The sequence below is a fragment of the Gordonia sp. PDNC005 genome (assembly GCF_016919385.1).
In the GTDB taxonomy this organism is placed as follows: domain Bacteria; phylum Actinomycetota; class Actinomycetes; order Mycobacteriales; family Mycobacteriaceae; genus Gordonia.
On record NZ_CP070351.1, the window covers coordinates 2,322,938 to 2,344,283 of the forward strand.

Annotated in this window: 17 protein-coding genes and 1 tRNA gene; 5 read left to right on the forward strand and 13 right to left on the reverse strand. The window is 66.5% G+C overall.

Annotation, left to right across the window (positions count from 1 at the left end; genetic code table 11):
* Positions 1 to 86: 86 nt before the first annotated feature.
* Together JVX90_RS10970 and JVX90_RS10975 are read left to right on the forward strand one after the other, a co-directional pair.
* Positions 87 to 677, forward strand: a complete 591-nt coding sequence (locus JVX90_RS10970; RefSeq protein WP_205328818.1) for a TetR family transcriptional regulator — start codon at positions 87 to 89, stop codon at positions 675 to 677.
* Positions 674 to 2,347: an MDR family MFS transporter gene (locus JVX90_RS10975; protein WP_205328819.1), complete on the forward strand. Its 1,674-nt coding sequence runs from the start codon at positions 674 to 676 to the stop codon at positions 2,345 to 2,347. The genes JVX90_RS10970 and JVX90_RS10975 overlap by 4 nt, the downstream gene beginning before the upstream one ends.
* Positions 2,348 to 2,406: 59 nt before the next feature.
* Here the strand turns inward: JVX90_RS10975 and JVX90_RS10980 are convergent, their stop codons facing one another.
* From JVX90_RS10980 to JVX90_RS11000, 5 genes are all read right to left on the reverse strand, one after another.
* Positions 2,407 to 3,783 (reverse strand): FtsX-like permease family protein, encoded by a 1,377-nt coding sequence (locus tag JVX90_RS10980; protein ID WP_205328820.1) that lies wholly within the window; start codon positions 3,781 to 3,783, stop codon positions 2,407 to 2,409.
* A complete protein-coding gene (locus JVX90_RS10985; RefSeq protein ID WP_205328821.1) occupies positions 3,780 to 4,538 on the reverse strand; it encodes an ABC transporter ATP-binding protein in 759 nt (252 codons plus the stop codon). Before JVX90_RS10985 ends, JVX90_RS10980 begins: the two co-directional genes overlap by 4 nt.
* Positions 4,539 to 4,659: 121 nt before the next feature.
* Positions 4,660 to 5,304, reverse strand: a complete 645-nt coding sequence (locus tag JVX90_RS10990) for a response regulator transcription factor (protein ID WP_205328822.1) — start codon at positions 5,302 to 5,304, stop codon at positions 4,660 to 4,662.
* The gene (locus JVX90_RS10995) at positions 5,301 to 6,473 is read right to left on the reverse strand and encodes a histidine kinase (protein WP_205328823.1); all 1,173 of its coding nucleotides are present in this window, start codon (positions 6,471 to 6,473) and stop codon (positions 5,301 to 5,303) included. The genes JVX90_RS10990 and JVX90_RS10995 overlap by 4 nt, the downstream gene beginning before the upstream one ends.
* A 30-nt stretch (positions 6,474 to 6,503) precedes the next feature.
* Positions 6,504 to 6,578: transfer RNA gene (locus JVX90_RS11000), tRNA-Ile, on the reverse strand.
* Positions 6,579 to 6,677: 99 nt separating this feature from the next.
* On the opposite strand from JVX90_RS11000, the gene JVX90_RS11005 reads away from it, so the two are divergent.
* A complete protein-coding gene (locus tag JVX90_RS11005) occupies positions 6,678 to 7,403 on the forward strand; it encodes a hypothetical protein (protein ID WP_240193858.1) in 726 nt (241 codons plus the stop codon).
* A gap of 171 nt (positions 7,404 to 7,574) precedes the next feature.
* Here the strand turns inward: JVX90_RS11005 and JVX90_RS11010 are convergent, their stop codons facing one another.
* From JVX90_RS11010 to JVX90_RS11020, 3 genes are all read right to left on the reverse strand, one after another.
* Entirely contained in the window at positions 7,575 to 9,620 is a 2,046-nt protein-coding gene (locus tag JVX90_RS11010) for an oligopeptide transporter, OPT family (protein ID WP_205328824.1), read from the reverse strand.
* 93 nt (positions 9,621 to 9,713) lie between these two features.
* Positions 9,714 to 11,615, reverse strand: a complete 1,902-nt coding sequence (gene dnaG, locus JVX90_RS11015) for a DNA primase (protein WP_205328825.1) — start codon at positions 11,613 to 11,615, stop codon at positions 9,714 to 9,716.
* A gap of 40 nt (positions 11,616 to 11,655) precedes the next feature.
* Positions 11,656 to 11,835, reverse strand: coding sequence for a DUF1508 domain-containing protein (locus JVX90_RS11020; RefSeq protein WP_205328826.1), 180 nt, complete (start codon positions 11,833 to 11,835; stop codon positions 11,656 to 11,658).
* A 192-nt stretch (positions 11,836 to 12,027) separates the two neighbouring features.
* Between JVX90_RS11020 and JVX90_RS11025 the strand changes: the two genes are divergently transcribed.
* A complete protein-coding gene (locus JVX90_RS11025; protein ID WP_205328827.1) occupies positions 12,028 to 12,504 on the forward strand; it encodes a DUF4262 domain-containing protein in 477 nt (158 codons plus the stop codon).
* A gap of 1 nt (position 12,505) precedes the next feature.
* Here JVX90_RS11025 and JVX90_RS11030 read toward each other — a convergent pair whose 3' ends face one another.
* Genes JVX90_RS11030 through JVX90_RS11045 form a run of 4 tightly spaced genes read right to left on the reverse strand, consistent with a single transcriptional unit; the run spans position 12,506 to position 17,316 of the window.
* The gene (locus tag JVX90_RS11030) at positions 12,506 to 13,489 is read right to left on the reverse strand and encodes an iron chelate uptake ABC transporter family permease subunit (protein ID WP_205328828.1); all 984 of its coding nucleotides are present in this window, start codon (positions 13,487 to 13,489) and stop codon (positions 12,506 to 12,508) included.
* Positions 13,486 to 14,526, reverse strand: a complete 1,041-nt coding sequence (locus JVX90_RS11035; RefSeq protein WP_205328829.1) for an iron chelate uptake ABC transporter family permease subunit — start codon at positions 14,524 to 14,526, stop codon at positions 13,486 to 13,488. The genes JVX90_RS11030 and JVX90_RS11035 overlap by 4 nt, the downstream gene beginning before the upstream one ends.
* A complete protein-coding gene (locus JVX90_RS11040; protein WP_205328830.1) occupies positions 14,523 to 16,319 on the reverse strand; it encodes a siderophore-interacting protein in 1,797 nt (598 codons plus the stop codon). Before JVX90_RS11040 ends, JVX90_RS11035 begins: the two co-directional genes overlap by 4 nt.
* 7 nt (positions 16,320 to 16,326) lie before the next feature.
* Positions 16,327 to 17,316, reverse strand: coding sequence for an ABC transporter substrate-binding protein (locus tag JVX90_RS11045; protein WP_205328831.1), 990 nt, complete (start codon positions 17,314 to 17,316; stop codon positions 16,327 to 16,329).
* 166 nt (positions 17,317 to 17,482) lie between these two features.
* Here JVX90_RS11045 and JVX90_RS11050 point away from each other — a divergent pair, with 166 nt between their 5' ends.
* Positions 17,483 to 18,211 (forward strand): helix-turn-helix transcriptional regulator, encoded by a 729-nt coding sequence (locus tag JVX90_RS11050; RefSeq protein WP_205328832.1) that lies wholly within the window; start codon positions 17,483 to 17,485, stop codon positions 18,209 to 18,211.
* A gap of 1 nt (position 18,212) precedes the next feature.
* Here the strand turns inward: JVX90_RS11050 and JVX90_RS11055 are convergent, their stop codons facing one another.
* Positions 18,213 to 21,236: a hypothetical protein gene (locus JVX90_RS11055; protein WP_205328833.1), complete on the reverse strand. Its 3,024-nt coding sequence runs from the start codon at positions 21,234 to 21,236 to the stop codon at positions 18,213 to 18,215.
* Positions 21,237 to 21,346: the final 110 nt, after the last annotated feature.

Consider the following 21,346-nt stretch of genomic DNA (forward strand, 5'->3'; position numbering starts at 1 on the left):
CGCCGCGCCACCGGTTCAGCATTCCATCCGAGTCTCGTCAGTCACATTCACTGGTGCAATAGTTGCACTCATGCAATGATGCACTAGTGCAAGAAACACACGGAGGACTACGCGAGCGGCAACGTGCCGAGACACTGCAGCGCATCCACGACGCGGCTATCGATCTCGTCCGCGACGAGGGATTCACGGCAGCGACGGTCGCCAACATCGCCGATCGTGCAGGCGTCTCGCGTCGCACCTTCTTCAACTACTTCCCCACCAAAGAGGACGCCGTGCTCGGCGCGGGACCCGCGACGGTCCCGTTCGACGCGCTCGACGACCTTCTCGACGGTCCGGACCAGTTGACCAAGGCCACACTCGTCGTCCACGCGGTCGCCCGCAGCGTCCGCCACGTCCGCACTGACGAACCGGTGCGTCGTGCCCTGGTGAAGTCCATCCCTGAGCTGAGAGCACGCGGCGGACAGCACCACTTCGCATCTCAGGAACTCTTGGCGCAAGCGCTGTCCGAACGCTTCGACGCCGAGGACGCTGCACGAGCCACCGCGCTCGTCATGGTCGGATCCGCCGTTCTCCGTTACGCCTACACACTCGACCCCGACGTCGTCGACGACCCGGACTCTCCGGCTCTCACCGCCGCCGTCGAACTCTTCCGAAACACCTTGAAGGACCTCACATGACCACACCCGAGACCACGCAGGCGTCCCAGACGCCGAGCGAGAGCTCGATGTCGCAGAAGAACATCATTCTGCTGTTCATCGGATTGATGATCACGATGCTGCTCGCAGCACTCAACCAGACCGTCCTGTCGACGGCACTCCCCACGATCGTCGGCGAACTCCACGGCGTCGATCAGATGACGTGGGTCATCACGTCGTACATCCTCGCAAGCACCATCGTCATGCCCGTGTACGGACGTATCAGCGACCTCATCGGACGCAAGCCGGTGATCCTCACCGCGATCGCCCTCTTCATCGCGGGTTCGATCGTCGGCGCTCTCGCGGGAGACATCACCTGGCTGATCATCGGCCGCGTGATCCAGGGCCTCGGCGGCGGCGGTCTCATGATCTTGTCGCAGGCCGCGATCGCCGACGTCGTCTCTCCACGCGACCGCGGAAAGTACATGGGGTTCATGGGCGCGGTGTTCGCCGTCGCGTCGGTCGCGGGCCCGCTGCTCGGCGGCTGGCTCACCGAAGGACCCGGCTGGCGCTGGGCGTTCTGGCTCAACATTCCGCTCGGCGCCCTCGCCATCGGCGCGACGATCGTCTTCATGCGCCTGCCCAAGCCGCAGCACACCGAACGCCCGAAGCTCGATTACACGGGCATGGCACTCATCGCGGCCGCGACCACCGCGCTGGTGCTGATGTGCACCTGGGGCGGACACACCTACGACTGGGCGAGCCCGCAGATCATCGGCCTCGGCATCGCATCCATCGTCCTCGCTGTTGCGTTCGTGTTCGTCGAGAAGCGAGCTCAGACGCCGATCATCCCGATGCAGTTGTTCTCCAACCGCAACTTCACCCTGGTCACCATCGCCGCGCTCATGGTCGGCATCACGATGTTCGGCGCGCTCGGATACATGCCGACCTACATCCAGATGGTGACCGGCGTCGACGCCACCGTGGCCGGCCTGTACATGATCCCGATGATGGGCGGACTGCTCATCACCTCCATCGCTTCCGGTCAGATCATTTCGCGCACTGGCCGATACAAGATGTTTCCGCTGGTCGGTTCGGTGATCATCGGCATCGCACTCGCCCTGCTGTCGACCATGCACATCGATACTCCGACCTGGCTGATGTGTGTGTACCTCGCCGTCTTCGGCATCGGCCTCGGCCTGGCGATGCAGGTGCTCACCCTGATCGTCCAGAACGAGTTCCCCGGCGCCCTTGTCGGCACTGCAACCGCAGCGAACAACTACTTCCGCCAAGTCGGCGCCACCCTCGGCTCGGCCATCGTCGGTTCGATCTTCGCCTCGCGCCTCGTCGATCTGCTCAGCGATCGCCTCGGCGGGACCGGAGCAGCGGCAGGCGGGTCGAGCGGCCGGAACGACCTGACCCCTGCCGCTGTCAATTCGATGCCCGACCAGATCCGGATCCCGATCATCGAGTCCTACAACGACGCGCTCCTCCCGATCTTCCTGTTCTTCGTTCCGCTGGCCGTCGCCGCTCTGATCGTCCTGCTCTTCGTGGACGAGAAGCCGCTGTCGACCAAGGTGCGCGAAGTCGCTGAGGTCGAAGGCGTCGGCGAGGGCCAGGTGCTTCCCGAGCCGTTCGATGTTCCCGCCCGCGACTCAGACACCACTGTCCGGTCGTCGCTCACGAAGGTCCGCGAGCGGGCGGACGTATAACACTCGCAACACACCGGCGGCCGCCGAGGAATCCCTCGACGGCCGCCGTTGTCAGTCGGTCACGCGACGGCCAGGGCGTCGACCGGTGCGATCGCGACTGCGCGTCGGCTCGGCGGCAGCGACGCGACGATGACCAGCGCGACGGTGCCGACGACGATCGTCACAAGAGCGGGCAGCGGGAGCCCGATCGGGAAGCCGTCGGTCATGAAGCCGATCAACGACTGGGCGCCGACTGCGCCGAGCACGATACCCAGAAGCAGCCCGGTGGCGACGGCGGTGCCGCTCAACGCGATGGACTCCAGGGTGATCATCGACCGGATCTGCTTCGCGGTGAAGCCCATCGCCCGGAGCATGCCGATCTCGCGAGTCCGGCCGATCACCGTCAACGACATCGTGGAGACGAAACCGACGGCGGCGATCACTGCGGAGATCGCGATCATCGCGATGAGGACCGACGACATCACCGAGAGGATCTGCTGAGCTTCCTGCACTTCCTTCGGGCTCATGCCCTCCCAAGCGGTCACCGACTCACGCACTGAGCGCATGCCGCTGGCGATGGTGGTGACGAGGGTGACTCCGATCAGCAACCCGATCGTCGAACGGGTGGTCCGCTGCGGGTCGGCGACGGCGTTCTTGCGGGCGATGACCGCGGACGGTGACGCGCCGACGAGGCGACCGACACCCGCGACGAGGGCCGGGACGATCCGACCCGCGCCCATCATGATTCCGACGGCGAGAACCGCCGATCCGAAGAACGCTGCGAAGAACCCCGCCTGCGAGCCCTGCTCACCGAGGTAGCAGGCAGCGACCAGGATCACCACGCCGCCGCCGATGCCGAGTGCGGCGACCAGGTCGCGGAACCAGGATCGAACGGTCCGGGTGGAGCGCACAACGGAGGCCGACGACAGCGCGCTTCGGGTGCCGACAAGGGTCGCACCCACGGCGGTCGCCACCACTGCGAGCGCCCCCATGACGGCGAGCGGCGGGAACACGCGGTAGTCGAGGTCGTCGAGAGTGCCACGGCTCACCAGGATCACCCGAGTGATCCACGTCGTCACGACTCCCAGAAGCACCCCGGCGACGGCACCGATCGCGGCGATCTTGGTGACCGCGTTCATCAGGCTTCCGCGCAACTGCTTGCTGCTGGCGCCGACCAGACGCAGAAGACTCAGTTCCCGGCGTCGGCCTGCGATGACGGTGTCGACACCGTTGCTGATGACTACACCCGCCACGAACAGCGCGATCAGGATGAACACGGAGGAGACGATGCCGAGCGCAACTCCTGCGCTGCCGCCCTTCGCCTCCGAGAGGGTGCCGAGGATGCTCGACGCGCACACCAGCGCGGTCGCGTACATCGCGCTCAGCCCGCAGACGACGCCGATCGCCGACAGTTCGCGGATCGACCCGACTGTCAGTCGGGAACTCGTGGCCTTCATGCGGCAGCTCCTTGCAGGTTGATGAGGAGATCGGAGATCTGGCGGGGATCCAGGCCTCGGTACTCACCGACGATCCGGCCGTCCGCCAGCACCAGGATTCGATCCGCGTACGACGCCGCCACCGGATCGTGAGTGACCATCGCGATGCCCTGCCCGTATTCGCGGGCCGCTGTGGTCAGGAGAGTGAGCACTTCACGGCTGGTCCGGGTGTCGAGTGCACCCGTCGGTTCGTCGGCCAGGATGATCGTGGGACGCCCGGCCAGTGCGCGGACGATGGCGACACGCTGCTGCTGGCCGCCGGACAGCTCGGACGGCAGGTGACCGAGGCGTTCACGGATGCCGAGCGAGGTGACCAGGTGGGCGATCCAGGCCTCCTGCTCGGCGGTCGGCTTGCGACCGGCCAGGACGAACGGAAGTCGGATGTTCTCGTCGGCGGTGAGCGTCGGGACGAGATTGAACGACTGGAAGATGAAGCCGATGTTGGTGCGGCGCAGGATGGTGCGGGCGGTGTCACCGATGCCGACGATCGGGTTGTGGCCGAGCCAGATCTGACCGGCGGTGGCCTCGTCGAGACCGGCCATCACGTTCATCATCGTCGACTTGCCCGAGCCGGAGGGCCCCATGATCGCGGTGAACTCGCGGCGGCGGATGTCCACACTCACGTCGCGGAGCGCGTGAATCGGGTTGGCCGGGTCGCCGTACGTCCTGGACACATTGCGCATGGCCACTGCCACGGTGTTGTCGGTGTTCGTCATGACACCAACGTTATGGCCGTGACCAGGCCTTACACATCGGCCACGAGAACCGGATCGAGTCGTCCCCGAGGATGTGGGCGTGTACAACTTGCGATGTACACGCGGCCGTACTCGGTGGGGGTCAGACCAGGTTGTGCTCGTATGCGTACACCACGAGTTGCACACGATCTCGCAGGGTCAGTTTCGACAGGATCCGCGAGATGTGCGTCTTCACCGTCGCCTCCGAGAGGAACTCGGCTGACGCGATCTCGGCGTTCGACAAGCCGCGCGCCGCGCGGATCAAGATCTCGCGTTCGCGGGGCGTGAGCTCGTTGTACTCGGGGCCGGGAGTCGACGCGGCCCGAGCTCGATGCCGTTCGAACAGGCGTCGTGTGGCCGATGCGGCCACCACTTGGCTGCCGTCCGCGACGGCCCGGACCGCTGCGAGGAGGAAGTCGGGCTGCGCGTCTTTGAGGACGAAGCCGCTCGCTCCGGCCTCGATCGCGGAGGCGGCCGCCTCATCGACGTCGAACGTCGTCAGGACGAGCACACGCGGCGCGGATTCGCCGAGCTCGCGGACGAGTGACGAGGTGGCGGTGATCCCGTCGACGCCCGGCATGCGGACGTCCATGAGAATCACGTCGGGCGCGTCGCGTTCGACCATCGCCATCAGGTCGAGGGCAGACGACTCCTGAGCGACCACGTCGATGTCGGACTGGCTCTCGAGGATCATCGCGATGCCTCCGCGGAACAGCGGCTGGTCGTCGACGAGGGCGACGCGGATCATCGCGGCAGTCCTTCCTGATTGGGGATGTGCAGAACGACGAGCCAGTCGTCGCCGTCGCGCGCAGAGCGCAGAGTGCCGCCTGCGTGCGCGGCTCGCTCTGTCATGCCGATGATTCCGTGGTGGGCGCCACCGGGCGCGAGCGGGTCGTCGGAGAGGGTGTTCCGCACGGTCAGCCTGCAGCCCTCCGACCAATCGTGGTGGACCGTCACAGGACGGGCCAGGTCCCCGTACTTGAGCGCATTGGTCAATGCCTCGGTGAGCACTCCGAACGCGGCACGGGTGACGGTCGGACCGACATCGGTCGCGTCGCCTTCGTCGGTGACGACGATCAGCATTCCAGCCGCACGCATCCGGGTGAACAATTGCTCGCGGTCGGATCGGCTGATCTCCTCGGCCGACGACGTGCTGCGCAGCTCTTCGAGGACCGATCGCACATCGGCGAGTGCTTCTCGCGCCGTGTCGGCGATGACCCCGAGTGCATCACGCGCCGCCTCGGGGTTGGCGTCGAGGGTGTACCGGGCGCCCTCCGCCTGCGCGACGACAACCGCCAACGAATGCGCGACGACGTCGTGCATGTCCCTGGCCAGCCGCGACCGTTCGGCCTGCTCGTCGTAGAGATCCAGGACCCGACGCCGCTCGAGCTCCGCGATCGTCTCGCTGACCTCGGCCGCGGCGACGGTGCGCCGTTGGTATCCGATGAATCCGGTCACCCATCCGCCGACGACGAACAACGCCGCGCCTGCAGACGCGAACAACGCGCCCCAGATGAAGTTGCTGGGTTCCGGGTCGGCGATGCCCGACGGGAATGCTCGGGGAATGGTGACGCCCGCGACGACCGAGCCGACGAGCGCGACCACCAGCGACCCCCGCCGGACGCGTCGATCCGGGTGCCCGCCGACGGTGAAGAACAGGACGGTGTAGGCCAACGACAGCGCCGACACCTCGAGCGAGACCACCTGGATCGTCGCCGACACGACCGCGGTGACCATCATCAGACTCGGTGAGATCCGGCGCAGAGCGAGCGACGCGCAGATCAGTGCATCCGCGAGATGAATCGCGGTGGACATCTCGAAATTGGCCAGCGCGATCAGTCCGCCGACAAGCGCTGTACAGACGTCGAAGAACATCGAACTCGGACGCAGGGCGGGAGCAGCCAGCGGATCTCGCATCCCGGCCCTCCCCTGCCCTACGTCGTGGCGTGCCCCGTGTCGGGCTCGAACCGACGAATGACCGCTTTATGAGAGCGGGGCCTTAACCAACTTGGCTAACGGGGCGATGAAGAGCCTACCGAGTCGCAGAAACGCACCTGCCGTCGCATGTGACCCTGATCGCCGAACCACACACCGTGCCAATGTTCGTTGTATCGTTTGCCGGTGACCTCCCTCGTCGCCCGTGGCCGTGACCGTGTGACTTCCGCCGTGTCGCAGTCGACGCAGATCGTCGGCCGTGCCGCGGACGCGATTGCCGCGCCTGGCGCACGAGCCATCGATGCCGCACTGGCGCTCAATCCGATCTCGGCCCAGGCGGCCCCCACTCCCGTTGACGGAGTGGAGGGCGCGAACCGCCTCCTCCGCCAACTCGGCATCACCACGTTCACGCCGACCGTCGGCCTGAGCCTGGACCTCACCTTGCCCGTCGCAGTCGGCGGAGCAGTCGCCGGGCCGTACACACCCGGAATCGGCAACCTGACCGTCGCGAACGTGAGCGTGAACGCGGTCAAACGCGGGGAAATCCTGTACGGGTTCCTGCCCGTCGGCGTGTTCGCCGACTTCGGCGACAAGTCCGGCGTTCAGGTCGCGTGGTTCAACTTCGAGTCGTTGCGCGGCGGCATCGGCTCGCCGCTCGGTGGGCTCACCGACACCGTGATCGACGCCGTCGGTCGACACGCGCGGTCGACCCCGATCCCCGACGTGCTGTTCGACGCCACCGTCTCCCGCCTCAAGAAGGTGCTGAGCATAGTGCCGTCGAACGGCGTCCGAGGCGGCGTCGTCGACACCGGCTCCGGAGTTGTGCTGTGCGCCGTCTACGGCACGGTGAGGCGTGGCCGAACGACGTACTTCTTCCTCCCGTCCATCGGCCTCACCCGCGCCTGCCCCTGACAGACGACCGGCCCGGCAGAGTTGATGTCGCGTGAGTTCGTCCTGCATGATCTCGTCCAACGATTACCGCTCAGCACGAGGAGTGCCTGTACAGGCCATGCTTGCGCTGAGCGGTAATGGTTGAACGCGGCAGTGACGTGTCTCGACTGCGGCTCGACTATCGGGGTGCGACTACTTCTTCAGCGAGCCGCTCATCGCCGCGAAGTCGCGTTCTGAGCGCAGCTGGGTGTAGCGGTAGAGGCCGAAGACGATCAGCACGAACACTGCGATGCCGACGAGCTGAGCACCGTCGCCGTACCCGTCGCCGACGATCGAGAGCGGCGCTTCCTTACCAGTTCCTGCGACGATGCCCGCGAAGATCACGCCGTAGATGCTCTCGCCGACGATGAGGCCCGTCGCGAGGAGGATGCCGAGGCGCTTCTTGCGGTCGCCGTCCACCGCGTCGCGAGAGGCCCACGAGTCGTAGTAGCGCCCGATGAAGGCACCGATGGGGATAGTCAGGGTCAGCGACATCGGAAGGTACATGCCCATGCCGACCGCTAGCGGGGGTAGACGCATGCTCGACGTGCTCCGCTTGAGTGTCTCGTCGACGATGATCACGGCGATGCCGATGAGCGCCCCGAGTCCAACGAGTGCCCAGTTGAGGTCACCGCCGAACACACCCTTGGCGAGCGTCGACATCAGATTGGCCTGGGGAGCCGAGAGTGTGCCTTCGGCGCCCTCCGCGTTTGTCGATCCCACGAACCCGAAAGCATTGTTCATCAAGCTGAGGATCGGCGGGATGATCGCCGAGCCGAAAAGGACACCGACGATCAGGGCGACCTGCTGCTTCCACGGCGTGGCCCCGACCAGCTGACCGGTCTTGAGGTCCTGCAGATTGTCGTTCGAGATCGTTGCGACGCCGAACACGACGGCCGCGGTGAAGAGGGTGTACGCGATCAACGCGTCGATCTGGTTCGGGTCGTCGGTCGGACCGTGTGTGACCTTGATCAGCAGAGCAGCGGTCAGCACGACAAGAATGCCGACACCGGAGATCGGGCTGTTGGACGATCCGATCAGACCGGCCATGTAGCCGCAGACAGCGGCGACGACGAGTCCGATGACCAGGACGAACACGATGCTGACTGCGATGATGCCTGCCAGTGAATCGGAGATGTGCGAGTCGGCGGCGAAGTCCCACAGGAGCCATCCGATCGGAATCATCGCCAGAATCACCGTGAGGCCGACCCACTGGATCGGGATGTCCCGCTCGGTCACGTCCACCACGGTGCCCGCCTTGCGTGCCTTGGCACTGGCCATGGCCGCGATGATGCCCTTGATGATCGGACCGATCACCGTGGCGAGCGTCCAGATCGCGGCAACCGCGATCGCGCCGGCACCGACCATGCGGACTTCGCTTGAGAAGATGCCGCTGACGAAGTCGAGAAGACTCTCGTCTGCGGCCGGTCCCGAACCCCACGTGCGGATGGGCAGCATCACGAAGAACGAGATCACCAGGCCGACCACCATGGCCACACCGACGGCAACACCCACGAGGTGCCCGACGCCGATCAGCGCGAGGGAGAGGCTGCCGCTCACCATCGTCGCACCGGAGCCCACTTTGAACGCCGCCGCCGCCTCGGTCGCGACGAGCTTGAGAGAGCCGAGGAGTGAGAAGAACGCTGCACCCAGTGAGCCGACGACGATCGCCCGCATACCGCCGCGGTTCTGGTCGACCCCCTTCGAGTCGATGTCGGCCGCGTGCGCTTCGGAGGCCTCCCCGACCTTCAGGACCTCTGCAGCGGCAACACCTTCCGGATACGGGAGATCTGAACCGGTGACGAGCGCTCGCCGCAGCGGGATCGAGTACATGACGCCGAGGATGCCGCCGATCGCGCACACCGCCACCGTCGTCCAGTACGGAAAGCCCGACCACCAGCCGATCATGATCAGGCCCGGCAGCACGAACACGATGGCCGACAGTGTGCCCGCCGCAGACGCGATCGTCTGGACGATGTTGTTCTCCATGATCGTGTGCTGCTTGAAGTAGCGGAGCACCGACATGGAGATGACAGCCGCCGGAATGGCCGTCGCGAAGGTCAGACCCACCTTGAGCCCGAGGTATACGTTCGCCGCAGTGAACACCAACGTGATCAGGCCGCCAAGGACGACCGCCCGAATGGTGAGTTCGCGAACGCCGGACGACGCTCGTGGCGCGTCCGTGGTTGTTTCAGACATGGGGGTCCTCCCGGCTGAGCTACGAATTACGTTGTCTCACGATAGAACCCGCCGTGTCATCTCATGCGACGACCCGGAATTGTCCGAATGTCGTCAGACTGCGTCGGCGCCCGGTTCGAATGCCTGCTCGAGCAGGCTGCGGCGGTAGGCCTCGAGCGCGACGAGGTCGCCGAACAGTGCGTTGTAGCCGTCCGGATCACCCCCTGGCGACATCCTCCGCAGCTTCGACTTGATGTCGGCGATCTGCGAACCGACCCAGACTTCTTGGGAACGGGCGAGGACGCTGGAGATGTAGCGCGGCACCTTATCGTCCTCGACGGGCATCGGTTCGACGGCGAGTTCGGTGACGAGCGGAGTGAATGCGGCGTCGTCGACGGCTTGAATCACGGCGTCCACCCAGGTGGCACCCCCGAGACCGCTCGCCGTCCCGCCTGCGACGGAGATCGCCTCGCGCACGCGACGGTACGAGGAGTCACTGAAGCACTCACCCGGCAGGGAGTCGAAGACGGTGCCCGCGATCGCCGGGTACTGCAGCGCCGCTTTGAGCGCCTCACGCTGCGCCCACAATCGTGGATCGTTCGGCAATGGCCGGGCGGTGGGTGGTGTGGACATCGCTTCAGGCCGGACACGTCCGACATTGCGGCCCCTCTGTCGACCGCCGCCGCCCTTCTTCGCCATGCCACGGACACGCACGAGGACCTGGCCGACGTCGTCCCACCCGACCCAGCCCGCGAGTTGGCGAGCGTACTCGTCGCGCAACGCAACGTCGCGGATCCGGGAGACCACCGGGACCGCGTCGCGGAGCGCACCCACACGACCTTCCGCAGTGTCGAGGTCGTGGTTGCGGATGAGCGCCTTGATCGCGAACTCGAACATCGGGATGCGACGCGCGATGAGATCTCGGACTGCACTGTCGCCCGACTCCTGACGGAGCTCACAGGGATCCATGCCATCGGGAGCGACGGCGACGAACGTCTGCCCGGCTATGGCCTGCTCGCCTTCGAAAGCCTTCAAAGCAGCGGCCTGACCTGCGGCGTCGCCGTCGAACGTGTAGATCACCTCACCGCGAAAATACGAATCGTCCATCATCAGACGACGGATCAGAGCGAGGTGATCCTCGCCGAACGCCGTGCCACACGACGCCACAGCCGTCTCGACGCCCGCCACGTGCATCGCCATGACGTCGGTGTAGCCCTCGACGATCACCACCTGGTGTGCACGGGCGATGTTCTTCTTCGCGAGGTCGAGACCGAACAGCACCTGCGACTTCTTGTAGAGCATCGTCTCGGGTGTGTTCATGTACTTGCCGAGATTGTCGTCGTCGAAGAGTTTGCGGGCGCCGAACCCGATGACGTCGCCGCCGAGGTTGCGGATCGGCCACAGGAGCCTGCGGTGGAACCTGTCGATCGGTCCTTTCCGGCCCTGTTTGGCCAGGCCCGCCGCTTCGAGCTCGGAGAACGCAAAACCCTGCGCCTGCAGAGCCTTGGTCATGGTGTCCCACCCGGCCGGGGCGTACCCGCAGCCGAACTTCTCCGCGGTGGCGCCGTCGAATCCGCGGCCGGTCAAGAAGTCGCGCGCGGTCTGCGCGTCCGGCGTGCGGAGTTGTTCGGCGTAGTAGCGCTGCGCAGCGGCGTTCGCGGCGACGAGCCGTGCGCGGGTACCCCGATCACGCGTGATCGTCGTGCCGCCGCCCTGGTAGTCGATGCGATACCCGATGCGGTCGGCCATCTGCTCGACAGCCTCGACGAAGCTGATGTGCTCCTGCTTCTGCAGAAAGGTGTAGACGTCGCCGCCCTCACCGCAGCCGAAGCAGTGAAAATGGCCGTGATTGGGCCGAACATGGAACGACGGCGACTTCTCGTCGTGGAACGGGCACAGCCCCTTCATGCTGTCTGCGCCCGCGCGTCGCAGCGCGACGTATTCGCCGATGACGTCCTCTATCCGCGTCTGTTCGCGGATCGCGGTGATGTCGCGATCGGGGATACGTCCTGGCACGACCACCACTGTAGTCGTCGTGGCGGTCGTGCCTATTCGGTCAGTCCTCTTCGACGATCTTCGCACCGTCCGCGGCACGCTGAACGGCTTCGGTTCCCTTGATCGCGCCGTCCTTCGATGCGTACGGCTGACTGGTGGCGACCACCTCGCCGTTGCCGGCGACGAGGTTGAAGAAGTACTTGCCGCCCGCGTTCTTCTTGATCTTGAACGTTCCTGCCATGACTGGTGTCCCTTCGTGATCCTGCGGACCGCACTGAACGGCGGACCTGCCGTCGATCGTGCCTCGAAATCTGCATTCGCGCACGTCAGAGTGCCTTTAGTCCGTTCTGTCGTACCCGAGGTCTAACGTACCCCTCAGATCGAACACATGAGCGATTCGTCGCCGACGGACCGCCGAACCGAAGGAGTGAACATGTATGAATGGGATCCCCGCTGCAGCGGGTCGGACGATCTGGTCGGACACGCCCTCGCCCTTATCGCCGCCGGGTCGTGGGCCGTCACAGGCGTGTACGGCGACGCAACGGCACCTCCGATCGCCTACACGACAGGCCTGACCGAGCTCGGCCGCCCCGAACTCGTCATCACCGGTGTCGATCCTGAACAAGCGGGCCCGGTTCTCAACGAGGCCGCCACGCTCATCGTCGCTCGCCCCGACTTCGGTGCGGGCGCCATCCTGAGCGACCTGACGAGCGCTCCCGGATCCGACTTCACGGCGATCAACGTGATCGACGCGTCGGCGCTCCGCATCACGGCCCTGTTGTTCGGGCGCGGATTCCAGGCGGTTCAACTCGTCTGGGCGGACATGAGCCATCGACTTCCATGGGATCGCGGGTACGCCCTCGCTCCGGACGATCAGCCTCTGCTCGGTGTCGCGACGAACGCCGCTTGAGTCATTTCGACGATTCGCGCAGGAGCAGCCAGACGAGGTAGAGGCCACCGAGAGTGACTGTGACGGCGCCCACCGGCGGGTGGACGTCGCCGAGGAGGTGTTGGGCCGCCAAGTCGCCGATCGCGAGCACAGCGGCACCTACCAGTGCCGATCCGCCCAGACTCAGCGATGGCCGGCCGAGTAGTCGTTTCGCGATCTGCGGCGCAGCGAGAGAGACGAAGCCGATCGGGCCTGCGACTGCTGTGACGATGGCAGTGAACACCACTCCGACGATCACCATCACGAGTTTGGTCTGCTCCACCCGCACGCCGAGCGACGCCGCGGTGTCCTCCCCCAGGTCCAGGGCCCGAGTGAGGAATGCGAGACGTGGAAGGCTCAGCGCCATCACTGCGGCGACGCACGCTGTGACGATCAGCGGCGTCCACGTCATGCCGTTGAGCGAGCCCGCGCCCCAGATCGCGGCGCGCATCGATTCGTCGAGGTCTGCGCGCACACTGAACCAGTGATTGAACGATGAGAGGACGGCGCTCACCGCGATGCCGACGATGATCAACCGGAAGCCCGCAAGCCCCTGTCGGTAGGCGAGGAAGAACACGGCGAGGGCCGCCACGAGGCTGCCGACAACCGCGCCTGCCGCAAGTTCGCCGAAACCGGATCCGCCGATCATGACCACCACGATCACGCCGGTGTACGCGCCGGAGTTGAGGCCGATCACGTCGGGACTGCCCAGCGCGTTGCGGGTCAGCGATTGGAACAACGCACCGCTGACGCCGAGACATGCACCGAAGAGCACGGCCGCGAACGCACGCGGTGCGCGCCGTTCATAGATGAACACCTGCTTCTTGGACGCGTCGGGGCCGAGCAGATCAACAAGGTCGGTCATCGTCAGGCCGGTCCTGCCGAGGGACAAGGACAGGAGAACACACGCGATGATGATCGAGATCAGGAGCAGCCCGACGATCACGGATCGTCTATGCAGAGTCACCGAACCGCCTTCCGCCGCCGAACGAGCCAGATCAGGATCGGCGCACCGATGAGCGGTGTGATCACGCCGACCTGCAGTTCCGCGGGCCAGAGGAGGAGTCGTCCGACGATGTCGGCGGACAGGAGCAGAATGGGACCGACCACAGCCGAGTACAGGATCACCCACCGCTGGTCCACCCCGGCGACGAGGCGGACCGCGTGCGGAATCATCAGTCCGACGAACGCGATCGGTCCGGCTGCCGCGGTCGCCGCACCACACAGCAGGACGAGCGAGATCAGGCCCATCACCTGGGTGGAGCGGACTCGGACGCCGACACCACGCGCAACGTCATCGCCCAAGGCAAGAGCATTGAGGGACCGCGAACCGATCACCGCCAGGACCAACCCGGCGATGATGAACGGCGCGATGAAACCTGCGGTGCCGGGCGGGCGGTCTGCGATCGTCCCGACTCCCCAGAATCTGACGTGTTCGAAGCGGGCGGGATTGACCAACGACAAGCTCATGCTCATGCCGTTGAACACCGCTGTCATCGCGACGCCGACGAGGGTGAGCCGAAGCGGCGTCACCCCGCCCGGGCCGCGCGCAGCGATGGCCGTCACCAGTACCGCTGCGATGACCGAGCCGAGGAGTGCAAGCCAGATGAACTCCGAGATCTGCGTGAGGCCGAGGTAGGCGACGCCGAGCGCGACGGCGAGCCCGGCGCCCGCGTTGACTCCGAGAATGCCGGGGTCGGCGAGCGGGTTGCGGCTCACCGCCTGCATCAACGCGCCGGCGACCCCTAGCCCCGCACCGACCATCAAGCCGATCGCCGTCCTCGGCACGCGGACGTCACGCACGGTGATGTGATCGATGCTGCCGTCGTAGGAGGTCAGCGCCTCCCACACCGTCGAGGGCGGGAGCAGCGCCGAGCCGACCGCCACACTCGCAACACACACCACCGCGAGCAGCACAAGAGCTCCGACGAACCAGAGCACCCGGTGGCGTCCGACGGCCCGAACGTACCGCCGCGTCTCGACCGCCGTCGGATCGCCGGTCACGTCGCAGGGGTGAGCGTGACCGCGTCCACTCCCCAACCAAGCGCAACGGCGCCGGAGACCCTCCACCCCGCCGCCACTGCAATCGTCGACAATCGGTCGGCGTTCCGCGGGGAGTCGCCGACCACGGCAACGTGAACCAGAGCCTCCTCGAGTTCACCCGTTCCGAGGGCGTCAGCCGATGTCGACTCGATCAGGAGCACGGATGAGGCGCGCCCGGACGCCGATCGCAGCAACGCCACCGCTTCCCGGTCGTTGAGATGGCTGAGCGCATCGACGCCGACCAGGAGATCAACGGGAGACCCGTCGACGAGCAGGCTGTCGGAGTACTCATGATGCCCGGCGGACGATGCACGTAGCGCGTCCACCTCGTCGCTCGTCCCGACGATCGTTGTTCGGACGCCGTCGACCCGGCCCACGCCCTGCAGTCCGTCGGCGACGACAGCGGCACCCGGTCCGCAGAACGCGATCGTCTTCCGATCGGCGAACGCCGTCAATGCGGCGACCGCGGGCATGAGGAACACCCGGCCGCTGCTCTCGTCGATCAGTTCTGCGAACTCCGCGGACGACGACTGCACATGGGTCGCGAACGTCTGGCCGGTCGCCGTCTCCCACGCTGATCGGCCGGTGGGCAGTGCCTCGGCGAGGTCCTTCAGTGCCAGGATCTTCTCCGCTTCGGCGCCGTTGAACGCCTCCGCCTCGTGGGGGTCGGTCAGCAGCCTGTCGCCGACCTCGCCGAGCGTGAGACCGCCATCGTCCTCAGCCAACACACCACACGCGATGAGGACGTCGATCAGCGGATCGATGCGGTCATCCGGCAGCGCCAATCGCACGGTCAGAGCGGCGCGATCCGGCCGGTGGGCGTCGACGAGCTCGAGCAGTCCCAGCCGCAGCGCTGCGCGGACCGCGAACCAGGTGACGGGGGACTCGACGAGGTCGAGACCGTGAGCGGCCGCGGGTGCGGGCTCGTCGGATGCAGCCGGCGTTTCGGGTTCACGTCGATGCCAGTAGCCCGTGATGTCGACGTGGTCTTTGGGGACCGCGAGTTCGCGTGCCACGTACTTACGGACGGCCAGAAGAGACCGGCTCTCCGCCGCTGCCCACACGTATGCGACGCCCGGGAGCGGTGACACGGCGCGAACGGCGGCCACAAGGGCCTCCCGATCGCCCGGGGCAGCGACCACCCAGGTGACGGTGTCGTCAGGGCCCAGTGGCAGTTCGCGTCGTGCGGACTCGTCGGCGATCGTGAGCACGATCCGCGCCGGGCCCGCGACCGGCCTGTCGAGGAGGAAGCGTTCAACGGCGGGTTGGGCTGTCTCGTCTCCTGCGAGCAACGCCCATTCGGCGTCGCGTGGAACCACCGTCGATGATTTCGGGCCGACGATCCAGAGTTCGTCGCCTTCCGACGCGGCACACGCCCAGGTCTCGGCGGGTCCACGATCGTCGCCGTCTGAGTGGACGACGAAGTCGAACGCCATCGATCCGCCCTCCACATCGACGTGGACCGGCGTGTAGTCGCGGGTCAGTCGATGTTCCGACACGCCCCATTCGATTCCCAGCTCCCGCTGTGCGGGCAGCGCGTCAGCGATGTCGCCTTCGGCAGTGAAGATCAGTTTGACGTGATCGTCGAACGCTTCGCTCGTGAAGGCCGGGAGCGACAATCCGTCGCGCTCGAATTGCCCCAGCTCCGGCCCGCCGACGGTCACTCTCCGCATGCGGCCGGTGACACTGCGGACGTCGAGCACCCTCAGCCGCCGCAGGATGATGGGCAGGGGCTTGATCCGGAGCTGGGCCATGATTCCTCTACTTCTTCTTGAACTGGGTCTCGACGATGTCCAGCAGTTCCATCGCTTCGTCGAAGTCGCTGCGCTGCACCCAGTACGGCAGGTCGAATGCCTGGTTGTTGGTGAACGAAGGCAGCGCCGACCAGATCGGCTGCTTGCGCATGTCGGCGACGGTGGTCACGTCTGCGTTGAAACCGGCCTGGAACAGAGTCGGCTGCGTCAGGACTTGGCCGACCTGCTCGGTCGAGAGTTCAAAGCTGTCGCCACCGGCGGTGTAGGGCTTGAATCGGCCAGTTGCGAACAGCGGTGCGGGGCGGAAGCCCAGCTTCGCGAACTCCTTGGGCAGACCGCGGTCCTCGATCAGCACGAACGCACGTCCATCGGCCAACATCGACAGGAACACCGACTCCCCCGCCGGCACGGTGATGTTGTTCTTGACCTCGGTGATCCGAGCGTCGTACGCGGAGACCGCGTCACGGTACACCTCCGGCTTGCCGAACACCTTGTCTGCAAGGAACTCGTACTGCCCCTGCCAGTCGGTGAGGTCCCCGCTGACGATCACAGTGGGTGCGATCTTGGAGAGTTCGTCGTACGCGGTGGTCGCGTGCTTCAGCGGGAATCCGAGACCGCCGGCGACGATCAGATCGGGATCCTGCTCGAGAATCGCCTCCATGTCGAAGCCGTCCGCGCTCCACGGCAGCAACGTGGTGCCCTGCTCGGTCGCCTTGTCCGACCACTGCTTGGCGAACTCGCCCTTCTCGTCGGTCGACTGTGTCGTCACGCCGACGACCGGGACGTCGAGGTCGTACAGGTAACCCGCGAGGGCGTAGTTGAGCACCACCACTCGCTTGGGGGCCGCGGGGATGTCGACGCCGCCCTGATCAGTGATCACGGTTCGTTTCTCACCGGACGAACTGTCGTCGGAGCTCGACGAGCAGGCCGAGAGCGCCAGGGCGAGCACTGCCAGCACGGCGGCGATCACCGCGGGTATCGCGCGAGGTTTACGCATGGGGTCCTTCTTCTCGAGTCTCGGGCGTGGGGTCGTATAGGCATGACGAGCCCCTCGCCGTATCATTAGGCAACCCTAAGCTAGACCCTCGATCGATCTCCACTGATCCCAACCCGACACGATCTGGAGACGGACCGGACACGACGGACCTTCAGGAGGCCTCACGATGGACCAGGTGCCAGGCCGGTTGGCCACGCTCGTCCCCGAGAACTCGATCCGTTTCCTCGGCCACCCGATGCACAGCCACCCCGAACCTCATCTGGTTTATGTGAGTGCCGGATCGGCACGACTCGAGATCGACGACGAGCAGGTCGTCCTCGGCCCGCAGGAATCTGTGTGGCTCGCTCCCGACGTTCCGCACGCCGCTCGCTACGCACCGGGCAGCCTCGTCCTCGGCCCATTGCTCTCGCCGACCACTCTCCCGCCAGAACGTGTCCACCGACTCGGCGTGCGGCCCTCGATCACCACAGTGATGACCGCCCTGCTCGGTGCGGCGCCGAGCACTGCTGCCGAGATCTCCGTCTTCCGGGAGGCGCTCGACAGCGTGCTCACCGCCCTCGGCGGACCGTACTTCGCGCTTCCGTCGCCGACCCATCCGGTCGCCGCGACCGTGGCCAAGGAGATCGGATTGTCGACCGAACCCCTCGACGAGATCGCTGCACGGCACGGCGTCAGCACCCGCCACCTGCAACGTCTGTTCGTCGCAGAGACCGGGATCGGCCTACACCAATGGCGGGTGCGGTCACGCCTGAATGTCGCGATCGACCGTCTCCGCCACGGCGCCACCCTCACCCGAGCCGCACACGCCGCCGGTTACTCGACAGGGTCCGGACTGCGGAAAGCGCTGCATCGGGAAGCCGGAGTCGACGTCGACGTCGTCCGACGCGCAGGTTGAGTCAGCCGCGCGCGAGCGCGGCGGCGCGCACGGCGACGGCATTCGCCATCAGCACGTCGGTCGACACCATTCCGGGGAAGTAGTCCGCGAGCCGAGCCCACATCGCCCGGCCCTCGTCGGTGAGGCCGCCTTGCTTCAGTCGGCCGTGCGCCTGCAGACGCGCGACGGCCGCGAAGCACATCGACTGCATCGACAGCAGCATCCACGGGTTGCCTCCGGTGTCGACACCGTCGAGCGCTTCGTTGCGTGCGGCGATCAAGTCGTACATCTCCGGCGACGAACGACGGACGTCGCGCAGCATCGTGTTGACGTGTCGTGGAGCTTCCAGGCTCACCGGATCGGCCATCCAGTCCACCCGCCGATGGAAGGCGTCGATGGTTGCGCTGGTGCGCATGTCGAGATCGAGCACCGGTCCGGGGACGATGCGGAAGTGCTGGAACAGCATGTCGACCTGGTCGCGGCTCATGGCGTCGACGGCGAGCACGTTCCGGTCGAACACACCGGTGCGCGGGTCACTCATCCGGCCCGACGCGAGAAGCCGGAGGATCTCGTCTCCGCCGCGGGTGACGAGATACGACTGCACCTCATCGCGGTCCGGCGCCGTCGGATCGGCGATCTCCGCCATCGCGAGCATGCAGCCGATATACGGATTCGGGTGCGATGCCGCCGCGCGCCCACTCGGCGCGAACGGCAGTTCCGCGAGTCCTGAGCGGATGAACATGGCAGGCACCCGATCCGGCGACACGGGGCTGTCGGCGAGCGCCAGCAACGACGCCGTCGGATCTGCGGTGAGCAGTTCGTCAACAGGAGCCTCCGCCGGATCCAACAGCGGTTCGTCGGCGGGCGCACTCGTCTCCTCGGCGTGCGCCGCGTCAAGGCTCATCCACTCGTTGATCAGCGGGTCTTCGACGACAACACTCGGAACGACCGCGCGGTCGCCGCCACGCACGACAGTCGCCACCGGGGCCTCGTCGGTCGCACCGGACTCGTCGTCGATGAGCGCGACCAGCGTGCCGGACACCAGGCGCTTCGCAGCGTCGGCGACACCGCGGGTGGAGAGCGAGAACTCCGCACCCGACCGGCCGTCGGCGTCCCACTCGCGGACGATCTCGAGATCGCCGTCGAGCAGCGCGAACGACACGTCGATCGCGCCGGGGACGTACACCGCCAGCCTGTGATGGTCGGCGGCGGTCACGTCGAGCTCGGCCAGACACGTCTGCCACGCGGCCGGAACTCCGGACCGCTCGATGCGGACGAGAGCGTGCGGTGGCCTGACGACCATTTCGAGGTGATCTGATCCGGCCGAGACAGTGGTGATCAGCTCGGTGACGTCCGGCGCGAACTCCACGGTCTCGTCCACCACGCTGAGGCCCCCGTCGACGGTGAACTCCGTCGTCGATTCGGTGAGGCCCTTGTCGACGGGCAGCCGCACTGCGGGTTCGTGGACCACGTCCAATCCCTCGGCGATGTCGGCGACACGACGGAGGTCGAGACCGTACGAGTCGCTGACGACGATCTCGTAGCGCCCCAGGAGCGGCCCTTCGACTCCGTCGAAAGGGTCCGCCGAGGTCACGTAGTCTTCTGCCGCCCAGGGGTAGTCGACGAGCCAGTCGATAGCTCCTGCCCGCCGGACACGGACGCGCCACTCCTTGACGTCGTCGCCCTCGTGAGCCGGCAGATCGACGAGCGGTCGTTCTCCGAACACGGGGTCGCCGTCTCTTGTGGTGATTCCGGCGAGCGGTTCCGGAAGCTCGATGCTCGGACTCTCGGCCGGGCGCACCCGACGGGTCTGCCCGGCGCGCCCGTCGCGATGGACGGTCAGCTCGCGATGACCCTCCAGATCGACGGTCCGCAGCAGCCATCCGTCCCACGGTCCGGTCCGAGTCTCGATGACAGGCACCGCGGCGCGGTCCGCTCCGAGAAGTTCCGCATCGTTCGGAACCAACGCGACGACCGGTCCGGCGGGCAGAGTGCGGTGGCGCGACATCACCCGTCCGTCCGGGGCGAACAGGACAACCGGGTCGCCGGGCAACACGACGGGCACCGACCGACGCGCCCCGTTGTCCAGGCTGACCAGGACACACTCGCGCAGAGCCGCCGTCACCGGGACCACAGCGGCCTCATCGGCTCCGACGGAGACCTGTTCGGGCGCGTCGCCCGCCCAGACACGCCACGTCGTAGCGGCAGCGTCGGACGGGACGATCACCGTGAGCGAGCCCTCGGCCACGTCGTAACGCAGTTCGGGGAATCGGGCACTGCAGAGCGCAGCAGCGGCGCCGTCACCCGAGAGGAACGCGGTTCGCTCGAGGCGGTCGCTCACCGCGGCGAGCACCGTCGGCGGAAGGTCGACGGTGGCGGGCGTCAATCTGTCGGCGTTCCACTCGTCGGGTGAGGCGACACTGGCGACGAGCGTCGCGCAGATCCGGGCGAGGAAGGTCGCGGCGATGTCGGGCGCCTGCTCCAGCAAGACCCGGAATCCCGTCGGAAGCACGGTGTGACGGTGGGCGAAGCCGGGTTCGGTCAGGTGATCGAGAATCGCCGTGCCCGACGGCGCACGCCCGGCGGCGACGTGTCGTTCGATCACGTCGACCAGGGCGTCGACGGTGCGCGGCGTGAGTCCGGCATGGAGGTCGAGAAGAGGCAGCAGGTCGTCGGCTCGAAGGGAAGCGACATCGCGGAGTCCCGCCTCGCGGAGCATGTCGCCGGCGAAAGCTGAGACGGCGGCGGAGAACGATCTGTCGGCATCGACACCGATCGAAGCGAAGAATCCATCCCAGAAGTCGTCGTCCGACGACCGGGTCGTGGCGTGACCGACAAGCGCGGTGATGATCAGCGCCGGGTGGCGGGTGATGAGTGCGATGTGTGCGCCCGCGGGCATGTCACGCATGAGCACGCCCAGGCTTCGCTGGGCGTCACGAAGCTCGTCGAGGGTGAAGTCCGCTTCGACGACAAGTGCGACGGAGGCGAAGCGCTCGCGGATGGTGGTCTCGATATCGGCCGTCTGGGGGCTCGCCGAACCGGTCATGCGTGCGTGTCCACACCTTCTGTCGTGGCGCCTGCGGGAGGGTGCGCGGCGCGTGCTGAGACGAGTGTCGGGCGGCACCGGGGTGCCGGGATTCCACCCGAGGCAAGGAG